This window comes from Paenibacillus sp. YIM B09110, from assembly GCF_037167145.1.
In the GTDB taxonomy this organism is placed as follows: Bacteria; Bacillota; Bacilli; order Paenibacillales; family Paenibacillaceae; genus Pristimantibacillus.
This window is the reverse complement of record NZ_JBANSP010000011.1, coordinates 39,175-58,528: the sequence shown is the minus strand read 5'-3', so window position 1 is coordinate 58,528 and position 19,354 is coordinate 39,175. Positions and strand designations below refer to the sequence as shown.

The following is a 19,354-nucleotide window of genomic DNA, read 5'->3' as shown; positions in this document are numbered from 1 at the left end:
ACTCGTTCATAATGGCTAGCTTGCATTGCCCTTTGTATTAGGAGCTGTTACCTTCGCATCTTCCCAGTAGATCTCGCCAATGACTTCCGCAAGCGCATCTGCCGTGCGGTAAGATTCCTCAAGCGTATTATCTACACCGCCGATCTCGATTAGCACGCTGTCCGAGGCGAGCGATTGGTTATATTCCCCATTGCCCGTAGCCGCTGTCTTGCCCCAAATGCCGCGCGAAATGCCAGGATACTTTTTCTCCAGCGCTTCATGGATTTGCGTAGCGAACTCTTCGTTTTCTTTCCAGTTCGGATTTTTGTGACCGATTATAAAATACACCTGAGCATAACTTTTGCCCTTAATATCAATCGTCGTATATTTACGCTTCTGCGAATCGCGATGCAGATCGAAAAAAAACTTAAGCTTCTTGCTGCTCGCAATCGCTTCTTTCACTGTCTTCATCGAATATTTGTAGGATAGCTCCCAACGATAATCCTTAATCGCGGTCGGGTAGTCGGTCTTGCTGTGCAGCGCGCCGACGCCTTCTTCCTCCAATTTATCCGCGAGTCTCTTGCCGACCAAAGTGATATTAGTCGTCGTGGAGTTCGGATCCTTCATCTTCTCCGTCAATTCAGGGAACCATGATTCACGATTATGCGAGTGATAGATGAAGACAACGTTTTCGCCGCCTGTCGTTGGCTCTGACGGCTCGTCTCCAGGACCTTGCGAAGGAGCATCGGTTGCAGGCGTTGTTGGTAGAGGTCCAGGATCGGTTGCGCCTTCAGAGCCTTCGGAGCCCTCAGAGCCTTCAGAACCAATACTTGTGCCCGTGTTAGGCTCGGATAAGATTGGCGTATTGTCTTCCGGTCCGATTGCGGTGTCCGTGCCAATACCTTGCCGAATTAGGAATGCGTCATTCGCGCTCATACCCGGCAATTCCCCCGCCAGAAGACTTTTCGGATCATTCGGATTAATATCGGTTAACGCACGAATGAGAAATTTGCTAATTTGCTTGCTCGAGAGCGAGCCTGATTCACCGCTGCTCTGGAATGCAGGCATCTCCATCTCTAGCATGTCCCCAAAGAAGCCGCTAGATACCGATGCAGCGAAGCCTTTCATTGAATTAACCGGATCGGCCGTCGATTGCTGATGAGCCATGCCCGCTAATCCTATCAAAATAAAAAATAAGGTCGAGCTAAATGAAAGAAGCGCAAACGTGCGCCCCGTCACCAGCAAATTTCGTATCCGCCTGCTTTCTTTCCCGAAATCCAGCAGCATCATCGTTCGTTTCATCACTTGTATTCCTCCCGCCTTAAATGTCCGTTAGCTACTATTAATCTATGATCGCCGCCAAGTTCATAGAACCACTAGAGAAGCAGTTTGTTGGTTGCAATCTCGTAGATTTGGATTGGGAGAGTATAGTTGGATGCAAAAAGGTAGGAATGCAAAAAAGGACGTCCCAGCCAAGACCGGGGCGTCACATGTGAACCTTAATGCGTATAGGCTGCCACATTATCGGTATCCACCGCATCATGGAGCGAAGCGTTGAGTCCGCTTGCGATAATGTTGGCAATATCCTCGATAAATTGGTCTATCTCCTTCGGGGTAACTAGCAGATCATGGCCAAGCGGACTCAGAACTTCCTTTACAAGCTGAAGCCGCTCTTGTTCGGGCAACTGGTTCATGACTCCGAAAATATGATTCGAATCGCCCTTCTGCGTCTCGATATGGGATCTCATCATCTCGAGCGTATTGTTGACGATGGTCGAGGCGTACACGACGGTCGGTACGCCGATCGCGATGACAGGCACGCCCAATATTTCTTTCGTCAGCCCTTTGCGCTTATTGCCTATGCCGGAGCCGGGATGAATGCCCGTATCCGCAATTTGAATCGTCGTATTTACCCGTTCAATCGCTTTAGACGCCAAAGCGTCGATCGCAATTACAAGATCAGGTTTAGAGCGCTCCACGATCCCTTGTACGATCTCGCTTGACTCGATGCCAGTTATGCCGAGTACACCTGGCGCGATCGCGCTAACGGGACGATAGCCCGGCGCGACTTGATCGGGCATTAATTCAAAGTAATGCCGAGTAACCATAACGTTCTCGACGACTAGCGGACCGAGCGCATCGGGCGTAACATTCCAATTGCCTAAGCCGACAATCAGCACTTTGGCCATCTTGTTAATACCGAGCCGCTCTAGAAACTTCTCGAAATGTTTGGCGAACGCCGTTGCCACTCGATCTTGAAGCTCCGTATCCTGATTGCGCAGTTCAGGCACCTCGATTGTGACGTATTGGCCTTGCATTTTGCCGATAGCTTGCGAGCCCTGCTCATTCTGCACATGCAGCTGCGTAATCGTAATGCCTTTATCCTCCGTTACCTCGGAGACAATGCCGGGTATCGGCCCGCCGCCCGGCGTTTCCGCCATTTCTTTCGCTTCCAGCGCCAAGTCGGTTCGAATATTATATTGTTGCAGATCAAGCTCACTCATTGTTCGGTGCTCCCTTCTTGCGTACGTATGTACTTTCGTTATTGTTTGCAATGAGATCATTTTCATACTTTGATTTCTTAGGCTGCATCCTATTGACGTCAAGACCTCGCATTGGTTACTATTGCTTTTTGGCAACCTGCATGATAATATATTTTAAGTTGTGTTATCTAGATATTTACCGTTGTGAACAGTTTAGGAGGTGAATTCCATGCCAAACATTAAATCCGCAATTAAACGCGTCAAAACAAGCGAAAAACGCCGTGCTTTGAACGCATCCCAAAAATCCGCACTTCGTTCGGCCGTTAAATCTGCTGACCAAGCAATTGCTGGCACTGACGTTAACGCAGCTAAAGCTGCATTGATCGCTGCTACCAAAAAATTGGACAAAGCAGCTACGAAAGGCCTGATTCATAAAAATGCGGCTTCCCGCAAAAAATCGCGCCTTGCTAAAAAGCTGAATGCCTTGTCGGCACAAGCTTAATAACAGCCAAGTTGAAACGGCTTCATCGATCGCTTAGCGAACGGTGAAGCCGTTTTTTGTGTTACATGAAATAGAGGGAAACTCAGTTTGAGTTTAAAAAAGAGCAGCAGCGCCGCCGCAACGTCGCGACTACGCTCTCTGCTCAAGTCCTAATGATAGCAAGTACAATTCAAGTCCTAATGTCTTGTCAATGGCCCCGGTCTTCATTTTATAATCCAAGTCGGCTAACGACGCGAGCAGTTGTCCAAGTCTTGCTGTTTGGAACTTGCGGCTCTTCTCCGCTGACAGCTTCACCGCATAAGGATGCAGGCCGAGCTGCCCCGCCATCTGCTGCGGCGAATACTGGTGCTGCTCAAGCTCCTTAATCTGCAGCATAATACGGAGCTGCCTTGCGATGAGCGCCGCAATCTTAATCGGCTCCTCCCGCCTGATGAGCAGCTCGCGATACATACGGAGCGCACGGTCGATACGCAGCTCAGCGATAGCTTCGACAAGCGCGAACACATCCTCTTCGGCCGTTGCCGCAGTAAGCATCGACGCTTCTTCAGCGGTAATCGTTCCCCCTGCTCCAGCATGCAGACAAAGCTTGTCTACCTCTTGCGCCAGCTGCTGCATATTGGCGCCTGTCCGCATGAAGAGAAGATCGGCTGCATCTGACTCGAGAGTTCTCTGCTGCTCAGCTGCACGCTTGATCATCCATTGCTTCAATTGCGCCGCGTCCAGCTCTGGAAAAGCGATTAGCGAATGGCGATCCTTTAGTGTCTTCACTAACTTGCGGCGTTCATCCAACTTCTCCGCATGCACGCTTACCACAATAACCGACGTTTCGGAGGGATTCTCTATGTACTGCAACAGCTTCTCGGGCTTATGCTCAATCTTGCCGCCTTCTTTGCCGCCAGCGGCAAACACATTCATATCGCGAATTAACACGAGCTTGCGCGGCACAAAGAAAGGCAGCGTCTCCGCTTCCAATACGGCTTCCTCAATCGATGACTCGGCGGTATCGAATTTAACGATGCCAAGCTCCCTCTCATCAGACGTAAACAGCTTGTCCGACAACGTATCAATAAAATGCTGAACGCGATAACGGTCCTTACCGTACAATACATAGATGGGTCTGAAACGGCCTCCCTTAATTTCCTTTAACGCTTCCTTCGGATCCAATCGTATTCACCGCCTTCCCAATGATGTCCTTAATCTCTGCTCGGCACACTATGACTTAGAATAGACGGCAACAAAGGGATGTGCCGTCAGAAGGCTACATCCCTTTGTCCAAAGATAAGAGCTGATTCATGAAACAAACAACGCTTATCCCTCAACATGACCCGGTTCTCACTATTATCCGGATGCCCTACTCCGTTAACAGTCAGCCCGACCCAGCTTGCCGAACATCTATATAAACAGCCGCAGGCAGGTCCATGGTACCGCCCTACGGTTGGTCATACGTTCGTCATGCTCTCGCCAGCTTGCAATGGTTGCTCGTTGCTTATACTATACGCAAAACTTCGGGATAGTGTGCGAATACCCGCAAATTAATGTTGCGCCTTCGCGTCGCTTCCCGCCTTCACGTCTATAACATATTTCTCAATAGCGCCTTGTTCCAACTGTACTTCATAGTTCAGCACGGTATTGTCGTCTGACCAAACGAGCCCGGCAAGCTTGCCGTTCTTTCGGTCTGTCTCGAACAGAAGCGATTGATCCGCTGCTTTAAATATCTTCACCTTAAAACCTTCCGCGACCGCTTGCCATTCTCCATTAGGTGAAATGGCAGTAATCGCAACCGGCACTTCGCTCATAATTCCTTGAGTGCCCGGCGTAGATGTAAAGGTGTCGGTTCCGGACTTATTGCTCATTCCGTCGCCGCTTAACGCTCCGCTTTCCAGGGCGTTAGACGTCTCCATTTCCGGATCGGATTCAGGTATCGGTTGTTTGCCGACTTCACCTGAGCTCGTTTCTTCGTCTAACTCGTCTGGAGCACCTGCTGCAGGTGCTCCTTCATTTCCTTGCGTGCGAACACTAGGCTGAGCACCGCCATCTGAATCACCAAATGATTCGATGCTCTCTTCGGGAGCAGACGCGTCCTGCTCTATTTTTTGGTCCGATTTCATGCTATATACTTCGCTTTGTTGCGCAATGTCCAATGTGTCATTAGAAGCCGATTCTTGAGCAGTCATCGAATTCGCACTGTCGTTGTCGAAGCTCGGACCGATTCCTGCGTTATAGCCAATAATGAATAAGCCGGCGACGACGCCTGCCGCTATGATCCCGCCCACATACCGAAGCGATGGAAGACGTCGGCTGCGAGCCAACCGACGAGCTGCTACTTTACTCTGCCCCTGTTCAACTTCAACCTTATGAACGTCATGCATCGAATCGCTACGCTCTTCCAGGTCCAAACGCTGAAGCTCTGGCAATATCGCATCGACTAAGCTATAGCTCGGAACAACCTTAGGCAAACTAGTAAGTTCGGCGGACAGCAACTGAAGTCTATCATACATTGCTGCACAGTCCGGACAATGTCTAGTATGATCTATCAAGACGCTGTACTCGCTCTCGTCGAGATCGCCATCTAGTTGCCTGTGCATTAAATCCATCACCTCTTGACAATTCATCCCCGGACACCACCTTTCTGATAATCATGGAGTAAAGTTTGCAGTTGCTGCCTAGCTCTAAACAAATAAGACTTCACCGTATTGAGCGGCAAATCGAGTGAATCGGCAATTTCGTTGTACGAAAAATCCTGCAAATAACGTAGCACGACGACAGCCCGATGATGCTCGGGAAGCTTCTCGATCGCGGACCGAATGTCTTGTACCGCATATGCGGACATGACCTCGTCCTCTACATTCTGCTTCTCGTGAAAAACCATCTCATGCTCGTCAATCGATACCGTCGGCTTATTCCTTCGAAATTTATCGATACATATGTTTGTCACGATTCGTTGAATCCATGTCTTGAATTGAGCCTTCTCTTCATAAGAGCTGATCTTCGTATAGATGCGTATAAGCGCCTCCTGGGCCGCATCCATAGCGTCCTGCTCGTTATTCAATATATAATAGGCTGTCCGATAAACATGGGTTTCAATCTCGCGCAATAGAGTTATTAAAGCGTCGCGATCTCCCGACTGAGCGGCTCGTATGAGGTCCGGCTCCACCACGAAGGATCCCCCTCTCTTGCAACCTCTCTGACGAGGCGGTTGCATTAAAAGTTGCAATTTTTTTTAAGAATTCTTAAGAAATATTAAGAAATATGAAGTTCACCTTTAATTAGCTTCTAATCGCCATTATACTGCGGCAATTAAGAGCCCACAGTCAGAGTTCGATTGCAGCTGTATACGCTAATTTATATACTAAGAATTATTAGAAAAGTTTCATGACAGACAACTCCACATTAAAGGATACCAAATATTCCGTTGTCCGTATATAGAAATGCGATGATCCGCTTGCATTTACAAACGCCAATAAGCCCTCTGCTCGATGAGCGGGGCTAATATAATGACTTTCAGCAGCTATGCCTTAGAGTCATGACCAACGCTAATTCCCAACAAATAGTCCTTTCTCCGTTATGGAGAATTGGATCTCTCCGTCCAGGTCGGTTCGCCATAGCCGAGCTCCAGCCGCAGCAAGTTTGGCAAGTACGTCTGGATGCGGGTGACCGTAGCTGTTCGTTGCTCCAACCGAAGCTGCCGCACCAATTGGCCGCCAATAACGAAGCCATTCATCGCTTGTCGAGAACCTGCTGCCATGATGAGCGATTTTCAATACAGCTGCACGATCGATTGGGTCAATGGTATGGTTGGTTTGGCGCATCAGGTCGATAATCGAGTGCTCCGTAGATGCATTTATATCGCCGGACATAACGAATAAATGCTCGTAGATTCGAAGGGACAAGACGACGCTTAGCTCATTCTGCTCCTGCTGCACTTCGATAACGTCATTCGATTGTTGCGGCGGCCATAACACTTGAACATTCGTACTGTCATCAACATTCATCTCCATTCCCGCATTAACGCGGTACATTGGGATGGACTTGTCAATCGCTGTCTGAATAAGCTTCTCTGCGTCCTCAGCTTGCTTGACTGTTCCATTCCACCAAATGCTTTTGACGGGAATCGATTCAACCACTGCCTGCAGTCCCCTTATATGATCGCTGTCAAGATGAGTCATCACAAGAATGTCAATTTCCCGTACGCCTCGCTTCATTAGAAGCGGTACAAGAAGCTTGCGTCCCACCTCGAAAGGATCGCTTCTCGTTCGCCATTCTTCGCCTGCCTTCACGAAAGATAAAGTACCGCCCCCGTCGATAAGCAAATGCTTGCCTTCAGGCGTTCTAATATGGATGGCATCCCCTTGTCCCACATCGATGACGCTGATCTTCGCGTTGTTATCCCATCGCTCGGGATCGTACGCCAAAAATAAGAGGGTTCCTATAACCATTATCATTACAAGAGGCTTGTACACTTTGCGAAGCACTTCCCCAACTGCATGTTCTTCCCTTCTCGTTGACAGGTTAAAGCGTTGTCGTAACTCGATTAACGGATCGGGAAGCCCGACAAAGTTCGAAGTGCCCGCAGTGAGCGGAATCGTGGGTGCAACCAACCGATCTGTTATCTGATCTATTGGATTGTCTTCATTGACCTGATGACGAACGCGCTGATTAAGCCAATGAAACGTTAAGCACAGTGCCGCCAGCCAAGCAGCAACCCACCATAACGGCGGGCTCGCCCAGATCGTGCGAAGACTATCGACCGCTGCTAACTTCTCGACAAGTGCGAACGTCCAGTCGTTGGCATAGTGGGACAAATAAGCGAGCGTCTTACCGCCGTCCTCCCATAACAGGCTGATAATGAGCGCTCCAGCACCTATCGGCATGACGACAAAGCTAATAAACGGGACGAGAATGAAATTGGCTGGTAGCGACAATAGATGAAATTGGTTAAAGTAATAGATCGATATTGGAAACGATACAAGCTGTGCGACGAGCGTCACTGCCGCAAGGTCAAGCAGCGCCTTGCCCCTGCGCCACTCAGGCATCGCCTTGCGCACTGGATTTACACCGAGTATTAGCCCTATCGTGACAATGAAAGACAACTGGAAGCTTACATTCTCGAGGAAATAGGGATCGTAGATCAGCATTACCAAAGCGGCTGCCGCCAGCAGATGCAGCCCGTCCTTAAGCTTGCCCAGCCGCGCTGCAAGCAGGCCCAGCATCGCCATAAGTCCGGCTCGCACGACGGATGGCGATGCGCCGGAGAGCAGGACATATAGCGGTACGGCAATCATGAGCAGCAGCAGCGTTCGCTCGCGCGTCAGCCTTGCGAGCCGCAGCAGTCCTCCAAGCGCGTAGAGGAACACCGCGACATGCAGTCCTGAAATTGCCAATATATGCGTCAGACCAAGACGCGAGAATTGCTGGAACTGCTGCGGGTCGAGGTCCTCGCGGATGCCGAGGACGAGACCCTTCATGTACCCGGACTGGTCGGACGGGTACAGGGCGTTCATCCGTGCGCCGAGGCTGTCGCGCACGGCATCGATGCGGCCGAGCATGGCGGCCGCGGTCCAGGCTGGGCCCGCCGACGCCTTGACGGAGGCGGCGCCCTTGACCTTAAGCAGCCAGTGGATACGCTGGCTGCGAAGATAGCGGCGGTAGTCGAAGCCGCCGCTATTCGTTGCTGCGGCCGGCTGCGCCAGCTCGCCGCTAATCACGACCTTGTCGCCGCGCTTCCAGCCCGCGGCAGCAGCTTGCTCCGGCTGCTCCGCCAGCCGCACCTGAACGATCAGCCGCTCGCGCACGGCTCGCGGCTTCGCATCCCCCTTCACGCGCAGACGTTCCGTCCTGACGCGGAAGCTGACCCGGTCGCCGTCGACCTCTACGACCGACACGATAATCCCCTCCGCTTCCGCCTCGTAAGAGGCTCGCGGCCCTTCCGCCTCGGCGGCGGCCAGCAGCTCCGGCAGCCCCGTCACGTTATGGGCATCCGCCCATAGACGCTCTCCTGCCGCAAGCCCCGCCGCGAGCAAGCAGGCGATCGCCAGTCTCGGCGACGCCTTCCCTAACAACACGCAAGCTGCGGCCGCGAACAAGGCCGCCCCGCCGGCATATACGGCGCCTTGCGCGCTAAGTCCCGCGGCAGCCGCGCTGCCGCACACATAAAATAGCACAAACCATATAAGCGGCCTCCTGTTCATCCCTCTCCCCCCTTCCCACCTGCATTATCGCAGTAAAACAACAAAAAGAACCCCCGCCAGCATCAAAAAAAAGATGCAAGCGGAGGTTCTTCCTCTGCCACTTTAATATTGAAATACGATTTACTACAATGTAATTTCCATCTGAGCTTGAGCCGGCGGATCGAACTGATCCAAGCTGCGAAACACAATTCCCTTCTGTTCCATTAGCGCAGCGACTTTCTCACTGTCCTTCGGATAGCTGCGATGATATACAATCTCTACGATACCGCTATTGGCAAGCATATTCGCGCACGTCCAGCACGGCTGATCCGTCACGTAGACGACCGACCCTTCGCGATCTGCACGATCGGTGAACAGGAGGAGATTTTGCTCGGCATGTATGGTCCGAATGCAGCGCTGCTTCTTCACAACCTGCTCCTTGCCGTCCACGAGCTTCATCTCGATCTCTTCTGCGATCATACAGCCCTCTTCCAGGCAATCGTGTACGCCCATTGGCGCACCGTTATAAGCAGTCCCGAGCAGCTTCTTGCCCTGCACGAGCACGGCTCCTACATGTCTTCTTGGACAGCGCGATCGCGTTGACACCATGTAGGCGATATCCATGAAATACGTATCCCAATCTTTACGGGCAGTTTCTTGTGTTTCCTTCAACATTGTTCATTTTCTTCCTCTCTCTTGCTCATGCTGCTTCTATCTTTCATGCTGTAAGCTTGACTATGTGCCGTTATATTACGATATCGTCTTACGCACCTTGTTGGCTAAGCGTAAGCGCCTGACTTAGGTCTGCCAAAATATCGTCGATGCCTTCCGTGCCGATCGACAAGCGAATCATGCCCGGCGCAACGCCTGCTGCATTCTGCTCATCGGCCGACAGTTGCTGGTGCGTCGTACTTGCCGGATGAATGATAAGCGACTTCGAGTCGCCGACGTTAGCGAGATGCGAGAACAGCTTGACGGAGTTGATCACTTTCTTGCCGGCTTCTACGCCGCCTTTAATTCCGAATGTAAGAATAGCGCCTTTGCCCTTCGGCAAATACTTCTGCGCCAACTCATAGGATGGATGGGTTGGAAGACCCGGGTAATTCACCCATTCAACCGACTCATGAGCCTCTAGGAACTCGGCCACCTGCTGAGCATTCGAGCTATGGCGCTCCATACGCAAATGCAGTGTCTCAAGTCCTTGCAGCAACAGGAACGAGTTGAATGGCGATAGTGCCGCGCCCATATCGCGAAGCAGCTGTACGCGAGCTTTAATAATATAAGCTATCGGACCAACCGCATCCGTATAGACTACGCCATGATAGCTTGGATCCGGTTCGGTAAGGCCAGGGAACTTGCCGCTTGCCTTCCAATCGAACTTGCCTCCGTCGACGATAACGCCGCCAATCGATGTACCGTGACCGCCAATGAACTTCGTAGCGGAATGGACAACGATATCGACGCCGTGTTCAATTGGACGGCATAGGTAAGGACTTGGGAACGTATTGTCCACGATGAACGGAATGCCGTTCTCATGCGCGATCGCCGCAACAGCTTCCAGGTCGATAATATCGCCCTTCGGATTGCCGATCGTCTCCGCATATACGGCTTTCGTGCGCTCTGTAATCGCTGCGCGGAAGTTCTCCGGATTCGAAGGATCTACGAATTTGACTGTAATGCCAAGCTTCGGAAGCGTCGTGGAGAACAGGTTGTATGTACCGCCGTACAGGCTTGTCGCAGAGACGATCTCGTCACCGGCGCCTGCAATGTTCAGCAGCGCATAAGTAATAGCAGACTGGCCGGATGCGACCGCGAGCGCTGCCGGTGCGCCTTCGAGCTCAGCTACGCGCTTCTCGAATACGTCCGATGTCGGGTTCATAAGACGAGTATAAATGTTGCCGAATTCCTGCAAAGAGAATAAGCTTGCTGCGTGATCTGTATCTCTAAATCCGTACGACGTCGTTTGGTAAATCGGTACTGCGCGCGACATTGTGGTTGGATCGATTTGTTGGCCTCCGTGGACGGCTACCGTATCAAGTGAGAGCTTGCGTTGTTCAGACATCTAATTAACGCCTCCTATAAAAGTAAATGATAATGGCACTACGGTCAAAGCCGGATACCTGCTTCGTCAGCTTCAGACTCCTGCTGCAACCGCTTCCTTCCATTATCTCACAATCATGGACGAGCCACAATGCCCTCTTTCATGCCCGCAAGCAGCTTTTCGCCTATTCCTCGCACTCTGAGCAGATCATTTACCGTGGCAAAAGAACCATTCTTCTCCCTATCTTCGACAATAGCCTGCGCCTTAGCAGGTCCGATTCCTTTCAATTCATCCAGCTCTTCTGCGGTCGCGCGGTTGATATCAAGCTTGCCCGTATGGTCTTCTTCAATAATTAGTTCGCTGTCCGCTTGTGCAACATCAGCATCAGCTACGCTACCCGTCTTCCCTGCTTCGTCGCTCACAGCCCGTATCTCCTCACCCTCATGAGCCCCGCCTGCATCATTATTTGAACCTGCCGCCTCCTCACCGCTCGTTGAAGCATCCAGCTCCAACTCCTTCAAAGCAAGCTCCACCTCGTCATTCAATGGAGTCCATTGTTCACGGTTATCCTGTTTAGGCTGAGTGAATGCCGCGACGAGCAAAACCGCTGCCGCTGCTAGACAAACCGCCGCCGGCAGCCATAGCTTCATCTCCACACGAGCATACTTTTTTTGCATTACGCAACAGCTCCTCTTTATTTTCATATATTAACCAGAAGTTTCTGTTATCTTAATTGCGTGCATATGGAACAAGTCATGCAGAATATGGTAAGAGAGTACGCAAAACGCGGCTTATGCTTAGGGGGGCTCCGCATGAATGTCGGATTTATCGGGACGGGAACGATGGGAAGCCTGCTGATTGAGGCTTTTATCGCATCGGGCGCGCTTTCGCCTGCACAAATTGTTATTAGCAACCGCACCTTTGCAAAGGCGCAAGCTTTGGCTGACCGTTACTCCGGCATGACAGCAGAGACGACGAATGCTGCGGTTGCTTGCGGCAGCGAAATTGTTTTTTTATGCATCAAGCCTCATGAGTTCAAGAAAGCGGTCGACGATTTGAAGCACATCGTCCATCCCAGTCAAATCATCGTGTCCATCACGAGTCCCGTGCTGATCGCCCAGCTCGAAGACGAACTGGACTGCAAAATCGCAAAAGTCATTCCAAGCATTACGAACCAAGTATCGAGCGGCGCCACGTTATGCATCTATGGCAAACGAATGAACGAGGCGGATAAAACGAAGCTTGAACAACTCCTCGCCTACATTAGCGAACCGCTTCGCATTCAAGAATCCCATACGCGAATCGTGTCAGATTTATCGAGCTGCGGTCCAGCCTTCTTTACTTTCCTGCTGGAGCAATTCATCGAAGCTGCAGTCGAAGAAACAGGGATCGCCCGTGAAGAAGCGCGAAAGGTCGCAAGCGCGATGATCCTCGGAACCGGCTTGCTGCTGACGGAGGGCGGATTAACGCCTGCCGACGTGCAGGAGAAGGTCGCCGTACCAGGCGGAATAACGGCGCAAGCACTGGAATACTTGAAGCGTGAGACAGGCGGCATGTTCAATGAGCTTATTCGTACGACACATAATAAGTATAAGGACGATCTAGTAAAGGTTTCCGCCTCATTTATGAGCGAAGAGGTGAACGGGCAATAGCTGTGCTTCAGCTAAAGCCCGCTCACCTCTTCGAAGTTTTGCGGCTGTATTCGTATTAGTTGGCTACGATGTTAACAAGCTTGCCTTTAACAGCAACCACTTTGCGAACGGTTTTGCCTGCGATCAGCTCTTGAACCTTCTCGAGCTCCTTTGCCAGGCGTTCCATCTCGTCTGTTTCTGTATCGGCAGCGATCGAGACGCGTTCTACGATCTTGCCATTCACTTGAACGACAATTTCTACCTCTTGATCGACCGTCCAAGCTTCCTCGTACTTCGGCCAATCGGAATACGTAATCGTCTCCGCGCGTCCAAGCTTCTCCCACAACTCTTCCGCAATATGCGGAGCGATCGGTGACAGCATTTGCAAGAACTGCGCCATCGCCTCACGCGGAAGCACTTCCGTCTTGTAGGCTTCGTTTACGAAGATCATCAACTGGCTAATGACCGTATTGAAGCGTAGGTTTTCGTAATCCTCGGTTACCTTCTTAATCGAACGATGCCATGTGCGCTTAAACGCATCGCTAGTATCGCCATCCGTTATTTTCGCGCTCAAGCTGCCGTCCTCGTTAATGAACAGGCGCCATACGCGGCTCAAGAAACGGTACGTGCCTTCAACCCCGTTCGTATTCCACGGCTTCGTCGCTTCAAGCGGACCCATGAACATTTCGTACATGCGAAGCGTATCTGCGCCGAACTCGCCTACGATATCGTCCGGGTTAATGACATTGCCGCGCGATTTGGACATCTTCTCATTGTTCGTACCAAGAATCATCCCTTGGTTAACGAGCTTGTGGAACGGCTCCTTCGTATCGACAACGCCAATATCGTACAACACTTTATGCCAGAAGCGCGCATACAGCAAGTGAAGCACCGCATGCTCGGCGCCGCCGATATACAGGTCGACCGGCAGCCATTCCTTCTGCTTCTCCTTGGAACAAATCTCGTTCTCGTTCTTAGGATCGATGAAGCGCAAGTAATACCAGCAGCTGCCTGCCCATTGCGGCATCGTGTTCGTCTCGCGGCGAGCATTCATCCCCGTCTCAGGATCAATTGTATTGACCCATTCAGTGACGTTCGCCAGCGGCGATTCGCCCGTTCCGGACGGCTTGATCGCATCGACATCAGGCAGCAACAGCGGCAGCTGATCCTCAGGGACAGGCTTCATCGTTCCGTCCTCCAGATGGAGAATCGGAATCGGCTCGCCCCAGTAGCGTTGACGGCTGAACAGCCAGTCGCGCAGGCGATATGTCACTTTCCCTTGGCCTTTGCCAGTCTCTTGTAAATGCTTAATCATTGTGGCAATTGCCTCTTCATTGTTCAGACCGTTAATGAATTCGGAGTTAACATGCGCGCCGTCTCCAGCATAAGCTTCTTTCGTCACGTCTCCGCCTTCGACAACCTCGATAATCGGCAGCCCGAACTGCTTCGCAAACTCCCAGTCGCGTACGTCATGACCAGGTACCGCCATAATTGCTCCCGTGCCGTAGCCTGCAAGCACGTAATCGGCAATCCAGATCGGCGTCTTAGCTCCACTCACCGGATTGATCGCATAAGCGCCTGTGAATACGCCTGTCTTGTCCTTCGCCAAATCTGTACGCTCCAAATCGCTTTTGCGAGCAGCAGCGTCTTGATATGCTTCAACAGCAGCCTTCTGGTCGGCTGTCGTAATGGAAGCTACCAGCTCATGCTCAGGTGCAAGCACGCAATACGTAGCGCCGAACAGCGTGTCAGGACGCGTCGTGAACACAACGAGCGAGTCCTTATGGCCGTCAATCGCGAACGTCACTTCCGCGCCCGTCGACTTGCCAATCCAGTTGCGCTGCATATCTTTAATGCTTTCCGTCCAATCCAGCTCTTCCAGATCTTCAAGCAAACGCTCCGCGTACTCGGTAATTCTCAGAATCCATTGACGCATCGGCTTACGAATAACCGGATGACCGCCGCGTTCGCTTAGGCCGTCGATGACTTCCTCATTAGCAAGAACGGTGCCAAGCGCCGGACACCAGTTGACCGGAACCTCTGCTACATAAGCAAGTCCGCGATTGTACAATTGGATGAAAATCCACTGCGTCCATTTATAATAATCCGGGTCCGTCGTGCTGAACTCGCGATCCCAATCATAGGAGAAGCCTAGCGATTTGATCTGACGGCGGAAGTTGTCGATATTTTTGAACGTAATGTCTCTTGGATGCTGGCCTGTATCGAGCGCGTGCTGCTCGGCCGGCAAGCCGAAAGCGTCCCAGCCCATCGGATGAAGGACATTATAGCCCTGCATGCGCTTGTAGCGGGATACGATATCTGTTGCTGTATAACCTTCTGGATGGCCTACATGCAAGCCTGCTCCAGATGGATACGGGAACATGTCGAGTGCGTAAAATTTAGGTTTGCCTTGCTCTTCCTTCGTTTGGAACGTCTTGTTCTTATCCCAATATTGCTGCCACTTCGGCTCTACAACAAGCGGGTTGTAGCCGTGAAATTGCTGCTCCTGACTCATCATCTATTCCTCCTACAAAGTTAAACTTACTCACGATTAAGCGCTCAATCCAAGGTTAGGCTTAGATTGCAATAAAAAAACTCCCGCCCCTAGCGTATTACGCTAGGGACGAGAGTTGTGCTCCCGTGGTACCACCCTAGTTAGCGACGGGCATGCTTTGCCTGTGCTCACTTGTCGCCTTTATCGCAGGCCAGACGGCGCGTATGGATAACGCACAGCTCCAAGGCGAGATTCGTTTCGCAGCAGGTCCGGCTTACACCCTTACACCGGCTCTCTAGGCCTTGCTTTGCGAAAGTACTGCTCCTCTTCAACGCTTCTATGGATGAAAATAGTTATTTTCGATTATAAAGATCGATATGCTCTATGTCAAGATCCGACAAGCGTCCGTCTCATATATCTAACGCTTCCAATAAGGATAACCAACAATAGTAAATGGATTAGCAATACCCATACCGCGTTCCATTCGCCTATAAGAACGACGAACGTCCACAAGAAAAGCGGAGCAAGCTGTATAAAGCACAGCAAGAAAAGAGTGATAACCATCCATTGCTTCAACATCTGCCGATTGCTGTCCATGGTTACCATCACAATCGAGAGCAATACAGCGCCAAGGCCGATCGATACAAAGCCCCATAGATGCACGGTCTCCCGCTCCGATCCCATTTCCATACCAAGAAAGCTGTAGTCGAAAAACAGATCGCCGATATAACAAGCGCCAACGGCCAAGGACATAAATGCTGCGGCTAACGCGTACACATAACTTTTTCCGATCATGGGCTGCCAACTCCCCTCGTCTTGCGACCGATTGCCTCACTTATCGACACAACAGCTTATCCCTCCGCATTGTAAAGTTAGACTGCATTCTACTAAACGGATTCGCTTTAAATAAAGTTGCCGTAATATCCCAATTATTGCGAGTTTACGGTTTTGTCGGCAGCCGCATGCCACCCGGCAACCCCGAACAAGATCGAAACGGCCAATATCATCCATAGCGATGCCGACCATCCATGCGTCGCGTCATGCAGCAAGCCGAATAACAACGGCCCGGACGCTGCCAGCAAATAACCGATCGATTGCGCCATTCCCGATAGCTGTGCCGATTGCTCCGTATTAGACGTTCGCAGTGCGAAGAACATGACCGCCAAGCTGAAGCCCGCGCCTCCCGAGATGCCTAAGAGCATAATCCAAAGCGGAATCCAGGATGACGGTCCGGCTAACAGCCCCAAATAGGAGACGATTAGCAGAGTTGCCGACAACAAGGCAAGCGGCCGCTGACTGCGGCTTTTCGCTGCGAGAATGGGAACAATGAACGTCGCAGGAAGGCTGACGATCTGGAGCATGAATAGCATCCAGCCTGCTCCGCTATGGCTCATGCCGCGATCATGCAATATCTCCGGAAGCCAAGAAATATTAACGTAAAACGTGAATGATTGCAGTCCCATGAACAACGTAATCTGCCAAGCCAGCGCCGAACGCATCAACTTGTTGCCGGTCTTATTGACGCTTGATGATTTCATGCTGCTACCTTCGCTTTGGAAGAAATGTTTCAGCTTGTTGAGCCGTCCGCGCACTTGAGGCAGCCATGCAGCTGCGGCAATAAGCGCGAGCAGCGACCAAGAAGCGAGCATGCCTTCCCAGCCGAGCTCAAGACTTTCGGCCATTGGAATGCTGAAGCCTGATGCGAGGCCGGCGCCGAAATTCATGACGACGGAATACAGCCCTGTCATCAAACCTACCGAGCCGGGGAAATCTCGCTTGATCAGACTAGGCAATAGTACATTGGCAATTGCTATCGCCATGCCGAGCAGCATCGTTCCGGTAAGAAGCGCAGCCAAGTTCGGGAGCGAGCGGATGAGGACAGCACCGAACAGCAACAGCATAGATAGAAAAAGGCTGTTTTTTATGCCTATCCGGCTAGCCATACGCGGCGCAAGCGGAGATATAAGGGCAAAAGCAAGCAGCGGCAGCGTTGTCAGCAAACCGGACATCGTGCTGGATAGACCGAAAGTCTGCTGGATATTCGATACGATCGGGCCGACAGCCGTAATTGGAGCGCGCAAATTAAGGGCGATGATTAGTATGCCTGCGATTAATAACGAAGTGCCGTTAATGGCGGAAGACGATGCCCCGTGCGAATTCGGCAAAGGTTGTCCTGATTGAAAACTTTTCACGATTAAATCCTTCTCTCCTGTTGAATAAAGCTCTAAGTTGTTAAATATGCGAGTGGACTGTATAACCTATGACGGACAAGCCTTCACTCTGTACCAATAATCATAAGCTTGTATGTAGCCGATCTTGTCATATAACCGGTTGGCAGGTTCATTCGCTTTGACGACAAGCAAATAACCGTGCGTTGCGCCTTCCCTCTTAGCCCAACCGAGCAATTGCCGAATAAGCTTCTCGCCGTAACCTTTGTTGCGGAACTGCGAATCCGTAACAACGTCATACAAGCCTACCCAGCCTTGCTCAAGCGTAGCGAAACCGCAGGCGACTGGAATGCCGTTATCGTAGAGCAGACCGTAACATTTCTTAATCGATGAAGACGTCAGCATGTTTCTTGTGGCGGATTTCTGCTCCTCCGTTAAGCGATTGAACACGGCTACCGCATCCAACCACAGCTCAGTGAGCATAGGCTCAAGTGAAATGTCCGAATCCGGACATGACGGAAGATCGGCATCTTCAAGAGCGACCGTCTTCACGCATGTGCGGTCAATCGATTCATAGCCCATATCGGCTAACGCATCGTCCAGTTCAACTGGTTTGGCGAATGGCGTTATTTTAAAAACAGTCGGCGACTTCTGCTCATTATATAGCGTTTCACAATGACGGATTTTCAACTCTAGAGGAAGCGTATGCCCATATAACGACTGGACCGAATTCGACCGCTTCGTATATCCGTCAGCCGTGCGTATTAGCCAACCATCGTATACTGTCGTCTGGAGCGCAGGCCAGCCGTTAAGGCTCATCTCCTCGAGCTTGAAGTGGATCAGTCGCTTGATTTGATCCATATGATGACGGTCATGCCAAATGAAATCCTTCAAATACGTTTCGAATTGAAACGGATGGCCGTCTGCGTCTGTATATGCGTCTTCATATTCGGTAACGCTCAACCCTTCTATGACGCTAATAATACGACGGCGAATCGAAACAGCATGTTCTGCCAGCTCCCGAATATCCGTCGAAGTTCCGTAAGCCTTGGAGATTTCATTGAATGTATCATAATCCAAGTGCTTAACCGTTAGAGATTCCATTCTGGCGGCTTTGGCAACTGCTTCCTCAAAGAAATAATCGTCCCAACGCGCGATATGCGCCACAACTTCGCGAGCCGACCATTTCCCTTCCCCAATGTTCTGATTCCACAGCGGCTCACCAAGCTTCTCGATATGATGAATAAATTGATTCCACGCATCGAATTGATCAAGCAATTGTGATCTTGACTCCTGCTCCATGCTCATATCCGGCCCCTCCCAATAAATGCTAATCTCATGAAATCAAATCCGATTTTCATAGATTCTAACACTTGAATGGTACCTCCACAATGAGAAAACCTCCTATCGGAGTACTTCGAGGATGAGCGACCTACAAGTTTGCGTAGCAAACTCTCTTCGGAAGCAAAGAAGTTTTTATCGCCAATCTGAATGATCTCCTTCACGCTTTATCGCTGTAAAGCACTTAAACATTCTTATTTGATAAAAAAAAGCCGCCGATTCGGCAGCTGCTGCGTTATGGCTATAATAGTCCGAATCTCTCCAGCTGGTCATGCTTATTCTCCTTTAGAAGCAACTCACGCTGCTTCGCGCCAAGCAGATCAAAATGAGGAAATGGATCTCGATTGTGAATATACCGCGGGTTCAATCCATTATCGAGACACCAGCGCGACAGCTTCGCCAGATCGGAGCAGCCGACCTTTGTTACGGTTCGCATATCCGGAAATCTCGAATCAAGCCAGTAATGGGTCAAAAATGCGATATCGCCCCCCGCGACCGCCGTTTTCCAACTCTCCATCTCCGCACGCGTTATGCCAAAAGCCATGTTG

The 19,354-nt window shown here is 50.9% G+C and carries 16 protein-coding genes and 1 other annotated feature; of the genes, 2 read left to right on the top strand and 14 right to left on the bottom strand.

Annotation, left to right across the window (positions count from 1 at the left end):
* Positions 1-15: 15 nt before the first annotated feature.
* Together spoIIP and gpr are read right to left on the bottom strand one after the other, a co-directional pair.
* The gene (gene spoIIP, locus V8F51_RS17300) at positions 16-1,281 is read right to left on the bottom strand and encodes a stage II sporulation protein P (protein WP_337101562.1); all 1,266 of its coding nucleotides are present in this window, start codon (positions 1,279-1,281) and stop codon (positions 16-18) included.
* Between the two features lie 197 nt (positions 1,282-1,478).
* Positions 1,479-2,483, bottom strand: a complete 1,005-nt coding sequence (gene gpr, locus V8F51_RS17295) for a GPR endopeptidase (protein WP_337101561.1) — start codon at positions 2,481-2,483, stop codon at positions 1,479-1,481.
* Positions 2,484-2,691: 208 nt separating this feature from the next.
* Here gpr and rpsT point away from each other — a divergent pair, with 208 nt between their 5' ends.
* Complete coding sequence (gene rpsT / locus V8F51_RS17290; RefSeq protein ID WP_337101560.1) at positions 2,692-2,964, top strand: 30S ribosomal protein S20; 273 nt, start codon at positions 2,692-2,694, stop codon at positions 2,962-2,964.
* A gap of 129 nt (positions 2,965-3,093) precedes the next feature.
* Here the strand turns inward: rpsT and holA are convergent, their stop codons facing one another.
* From holA to V8F51_RS17255, 7 genes are all read right to left on the bottom strand, one after another.
* Complete coding sequence (gene holA / locus V8F51_RS17285; protein ID WP_442956451.1) at positions 3,094-4,068, bottom strand: DNA polymerase III subunit delta; 975 nt, start codon at positions 4,066-4,068, stop codon at positions 3,094-3,096.
* A 428-nt stretch (positions 4,069-4,496) separates the two neighbouring features.
* Positions 4,497-5,558, bottom strand: a complete 1,062-nt coding sequence (locus V8F51_RS17280) for an anti-sigma factor family protein (RefSeq protein WP_337101772.1) — start codon at positions 5,556-5,558, stop codon at positions 4,497-4,499.
* Positions 5,559-5,572: 14 nt separating this feature from the next.
* Positions 5,573-6,121 (bottom strand): RNA polymerase sigma factor, encoded by a 549-nt coding sequence (locus tag V8F51_RS17275; protein WP_337101558.1) that lies wholly within the window; start codon positions 6,119-6,121, stop codon positions 5,573-5,575.
* A gap of 376 nt (positions 6,122-6,497) precedes the next feature.
* Positions 6,498-9,152 carry a ComEC/Rec2 family competence protein gene (locus V8F51_RS17270; RefSeq protein ID WP_337101557.1) on the bottom strand — a complete coding sequence of 885 codons (2,655 nt, stop codon included), beginning with the start codon at positions 9,150-9,152 and terminating at the stop codon, positions 6,498-6,500.
* A gap of 123 nt (positions 9,153-9,275) precedes the next feature.
* Positions 9,276-9,806 carry a deoxycytidylate deaminase gene (locus V8F51_RS17265; RefSeq protein ID WP_337101556.1) on the bottom strand — a complete coding sequence of 177 codons (531 nt, stop codon included), beginning with the start codon at positions 9,804-9,806 and terminating at the stop codon, positions 9,276-9,278.
* A gap of 88 nt (positions 9,807-9,894) precedes the next feature.
* Positions 9,895-11,193 carry a homocysteine synthase gene (locus V8F51_RS17260; RefSeq protein WP_337101555.1) on the bottom strand — a complete coding sequence of 433 codons (1,299 nt, stop codon included), beginning with the start codon at positions 11,191-11,193 and terminating at the stop codon, positions 9,895-9,897.
* Positions 11,194-11,306: 113 nt separating this feature from the next.
* The gene (locus V8F51_RS17255) at positions 11,307-11,849 is read right to left on the bottom strand and encodes a ComEA family DNA-binding protein (RefSeq protein ID WP_337101554.1); all 543 of its coding nucleotides are present in this window, start codon (positions 11,847-11,849) and stop codon (positions 11,307-11,309) included.
* A gap of 135 nt (positions 11,850-11,984) precedes the next feature.
* On the opposite strand from V8F51_RS17255, the gene comER reads away from it, so the two are divergent.
* Positions 11,985-12,824 (top strand): late competence protein ComER, encoded by an 840-nt coding sequence (comER, locus tag V8F51_RS17250; RefSeq protein ID WP_337101553.1) that lies wholly within the window; start codon positions 11,985-11,987, stop codon positions 12,822-12,824.
* A gap of 55 nt (positions 12,825-12,879) precedes the next feature.
* Here the strand turns inward: comER and leuS are convergent, their stop codons facing one another.
* The 5 genes from leuS to V8F51_RS17225 form a co-directional block, all read right to left on the bottom strand.
* Positions 12,880-15,318, bottom strand: coding sequence for a leucine--tRNA ligase (leuS, locus tag V8F51_RS17245; RefSeq protein WP_337101552.1), 2,439 nt, complete (start codon positions 15,316-15,318; stop codon positions 12,880-12,882).
* Between the two features lie 101 nt (positions 15,319-15,419).
* Positions 15,420-15,638: a binding site (T-box leader), on the bottom strand.
* Positions 15,639-15,684: 46 nt separating this feature from the next.
* A complete protein-coding gene (locus tag V8F51_RS17240; protein WP_337101551.1) occupies positions 15,685-16,092 on the bottom strand; it encodes a hypothetical protein in 408 nt (135 codons plus the stop codon).
* 134 nt (positions 16,093-16,226) lie between these two features.
* The gene (locus V8F51_RS17235; RefSeq protein WP_442956450.1) at positions 16,227-17,462 is read right to left on the bottom strand and encodes a CynX/NimT family MFS transporter; all 1,236 of its coding nucleotides are present in this window, start codon (positions 17,460-17,462) and stop codon (positions 16,227-16,229) included.
* A 93-nt stretch (positions 17,463-17,555) separates the two neighbouring features.
* Positions 17,556-18,773, bottom strand: a complete 1,218-nt coding sequence (locus tag V8F51_RS17230; RefSeq protein WP_337101549.1) for a GNAT family N-acetyltransferase — start codon at positions 18,771-18,773, stop codon at positions 17,556-17,558.
* 274 nt (positions 18,774-19,047) lie between these two features.
* Positions 19,048-19,350 (bottom strand): hypothetical protein, encoded by a 303-nt coding sequence (locus V8F51_RS17225; protein ID WP_337101548.1) that lies wholly within the window; start codon positions 19,348-19,350, stop codon positions 19,048-19,050.
* Positions 19,351-19,354 lie beyond the last annotated feature (4 nt).

Excerpts from the sequence above, each read along its gene's own strand:
- spoIIP (WP_337101562.1), bottom strand. The coding sequence starts at position 1,281 with ATGAAACGAACGATGATGCTGCTGGATTTCGGGAAAGAAAGCAGGCGG.
- gpr (WP_337101561.1), bottom strand. The coding sequence starts at position 2,483 with ATGAGTGAGCTTGATCTGCAACAATATAATATTCGAACCGACTTGGCG.
- rpsT (WP_337101560.1), top strand. The coding sequence starts at position 2,692 with ATGCCAAACATTAAATCCGCAATTAAACGCGTCAAAACAAGCGAAAAA.
- V8F51_RS17280 (WP_337101772.1), bottom strand. The coding sequence starts at position 5,558 with ATGGATTTAATGCACAGGCAACTAGATGGCGATCTCGACGAGAGCGAG.
- V8F51_RS17270 (WP_337101557.1), bottom strand. The coding sequence starts at position 9,152 with ATGAACAGGAGGCCGCTTATATGGTTTGTGCTATTTTATGTGTGCGGC.
- V8F51_RS17265 (WP_337101556.1), bottom strand. The coding sequence starts at position 9,806 with ATGTTGAAGGAAACACAAGAAACTGCCCGTAAAGATTGGGATACGTAT.
- V8F51_RS17260 (WP_337101555.1), bottom strand. The coding sequence starts at position 11,193 with ATGTCTGAACAACGCAAGCTCTCACTTGATACGGTAGCCGTCCACGGA.
- V8F51_RS17255 (WP_337101554.1), bottom strand. The coding sequence starts at position 11,849 with ATGCAAAAAAAGTATGCTCGTGTGGAGATGAAGCTATGGCTGCCGGCG.
- comER (WP_337101553.1), top strand. The coding sequence starts at position 11,985 with ATGAATGTCGGATTTATCGGGACGGGAACGATGGGAAGCCTGCTGATT.
- leuS (WP_337101552.1), bottom strand. The coding sequence starts at position 15,318 with ATGAGTCAGGAGCAGCAATTTCACGGCTACAACCCGCTTGTTGTAGAG.
- V8F51_RS17240 (WP_337101551.1), bottom strand. The coding sequence starts at position 16,092 with ATGATCGGAAAAAGTTATGTGTACGCGTTAGCCGCAGCATTTATGTCC.
- V8F51_RS17230 (WP_337101549.1), bottom strand. The coding sequence starts at position 18,773 with ATGAGCATGGAGCAGGAGTCAAGATCACAATTGCTTGATCAATTCGAT.
- V8F51_RS17225 (WP_337101548.1), bottom strand. The coding sequence starts at position 19,350 with ATGGCTTTTGGCATAACGCGTGCGGAGATGGAGAGTTGGAAAACGGCG.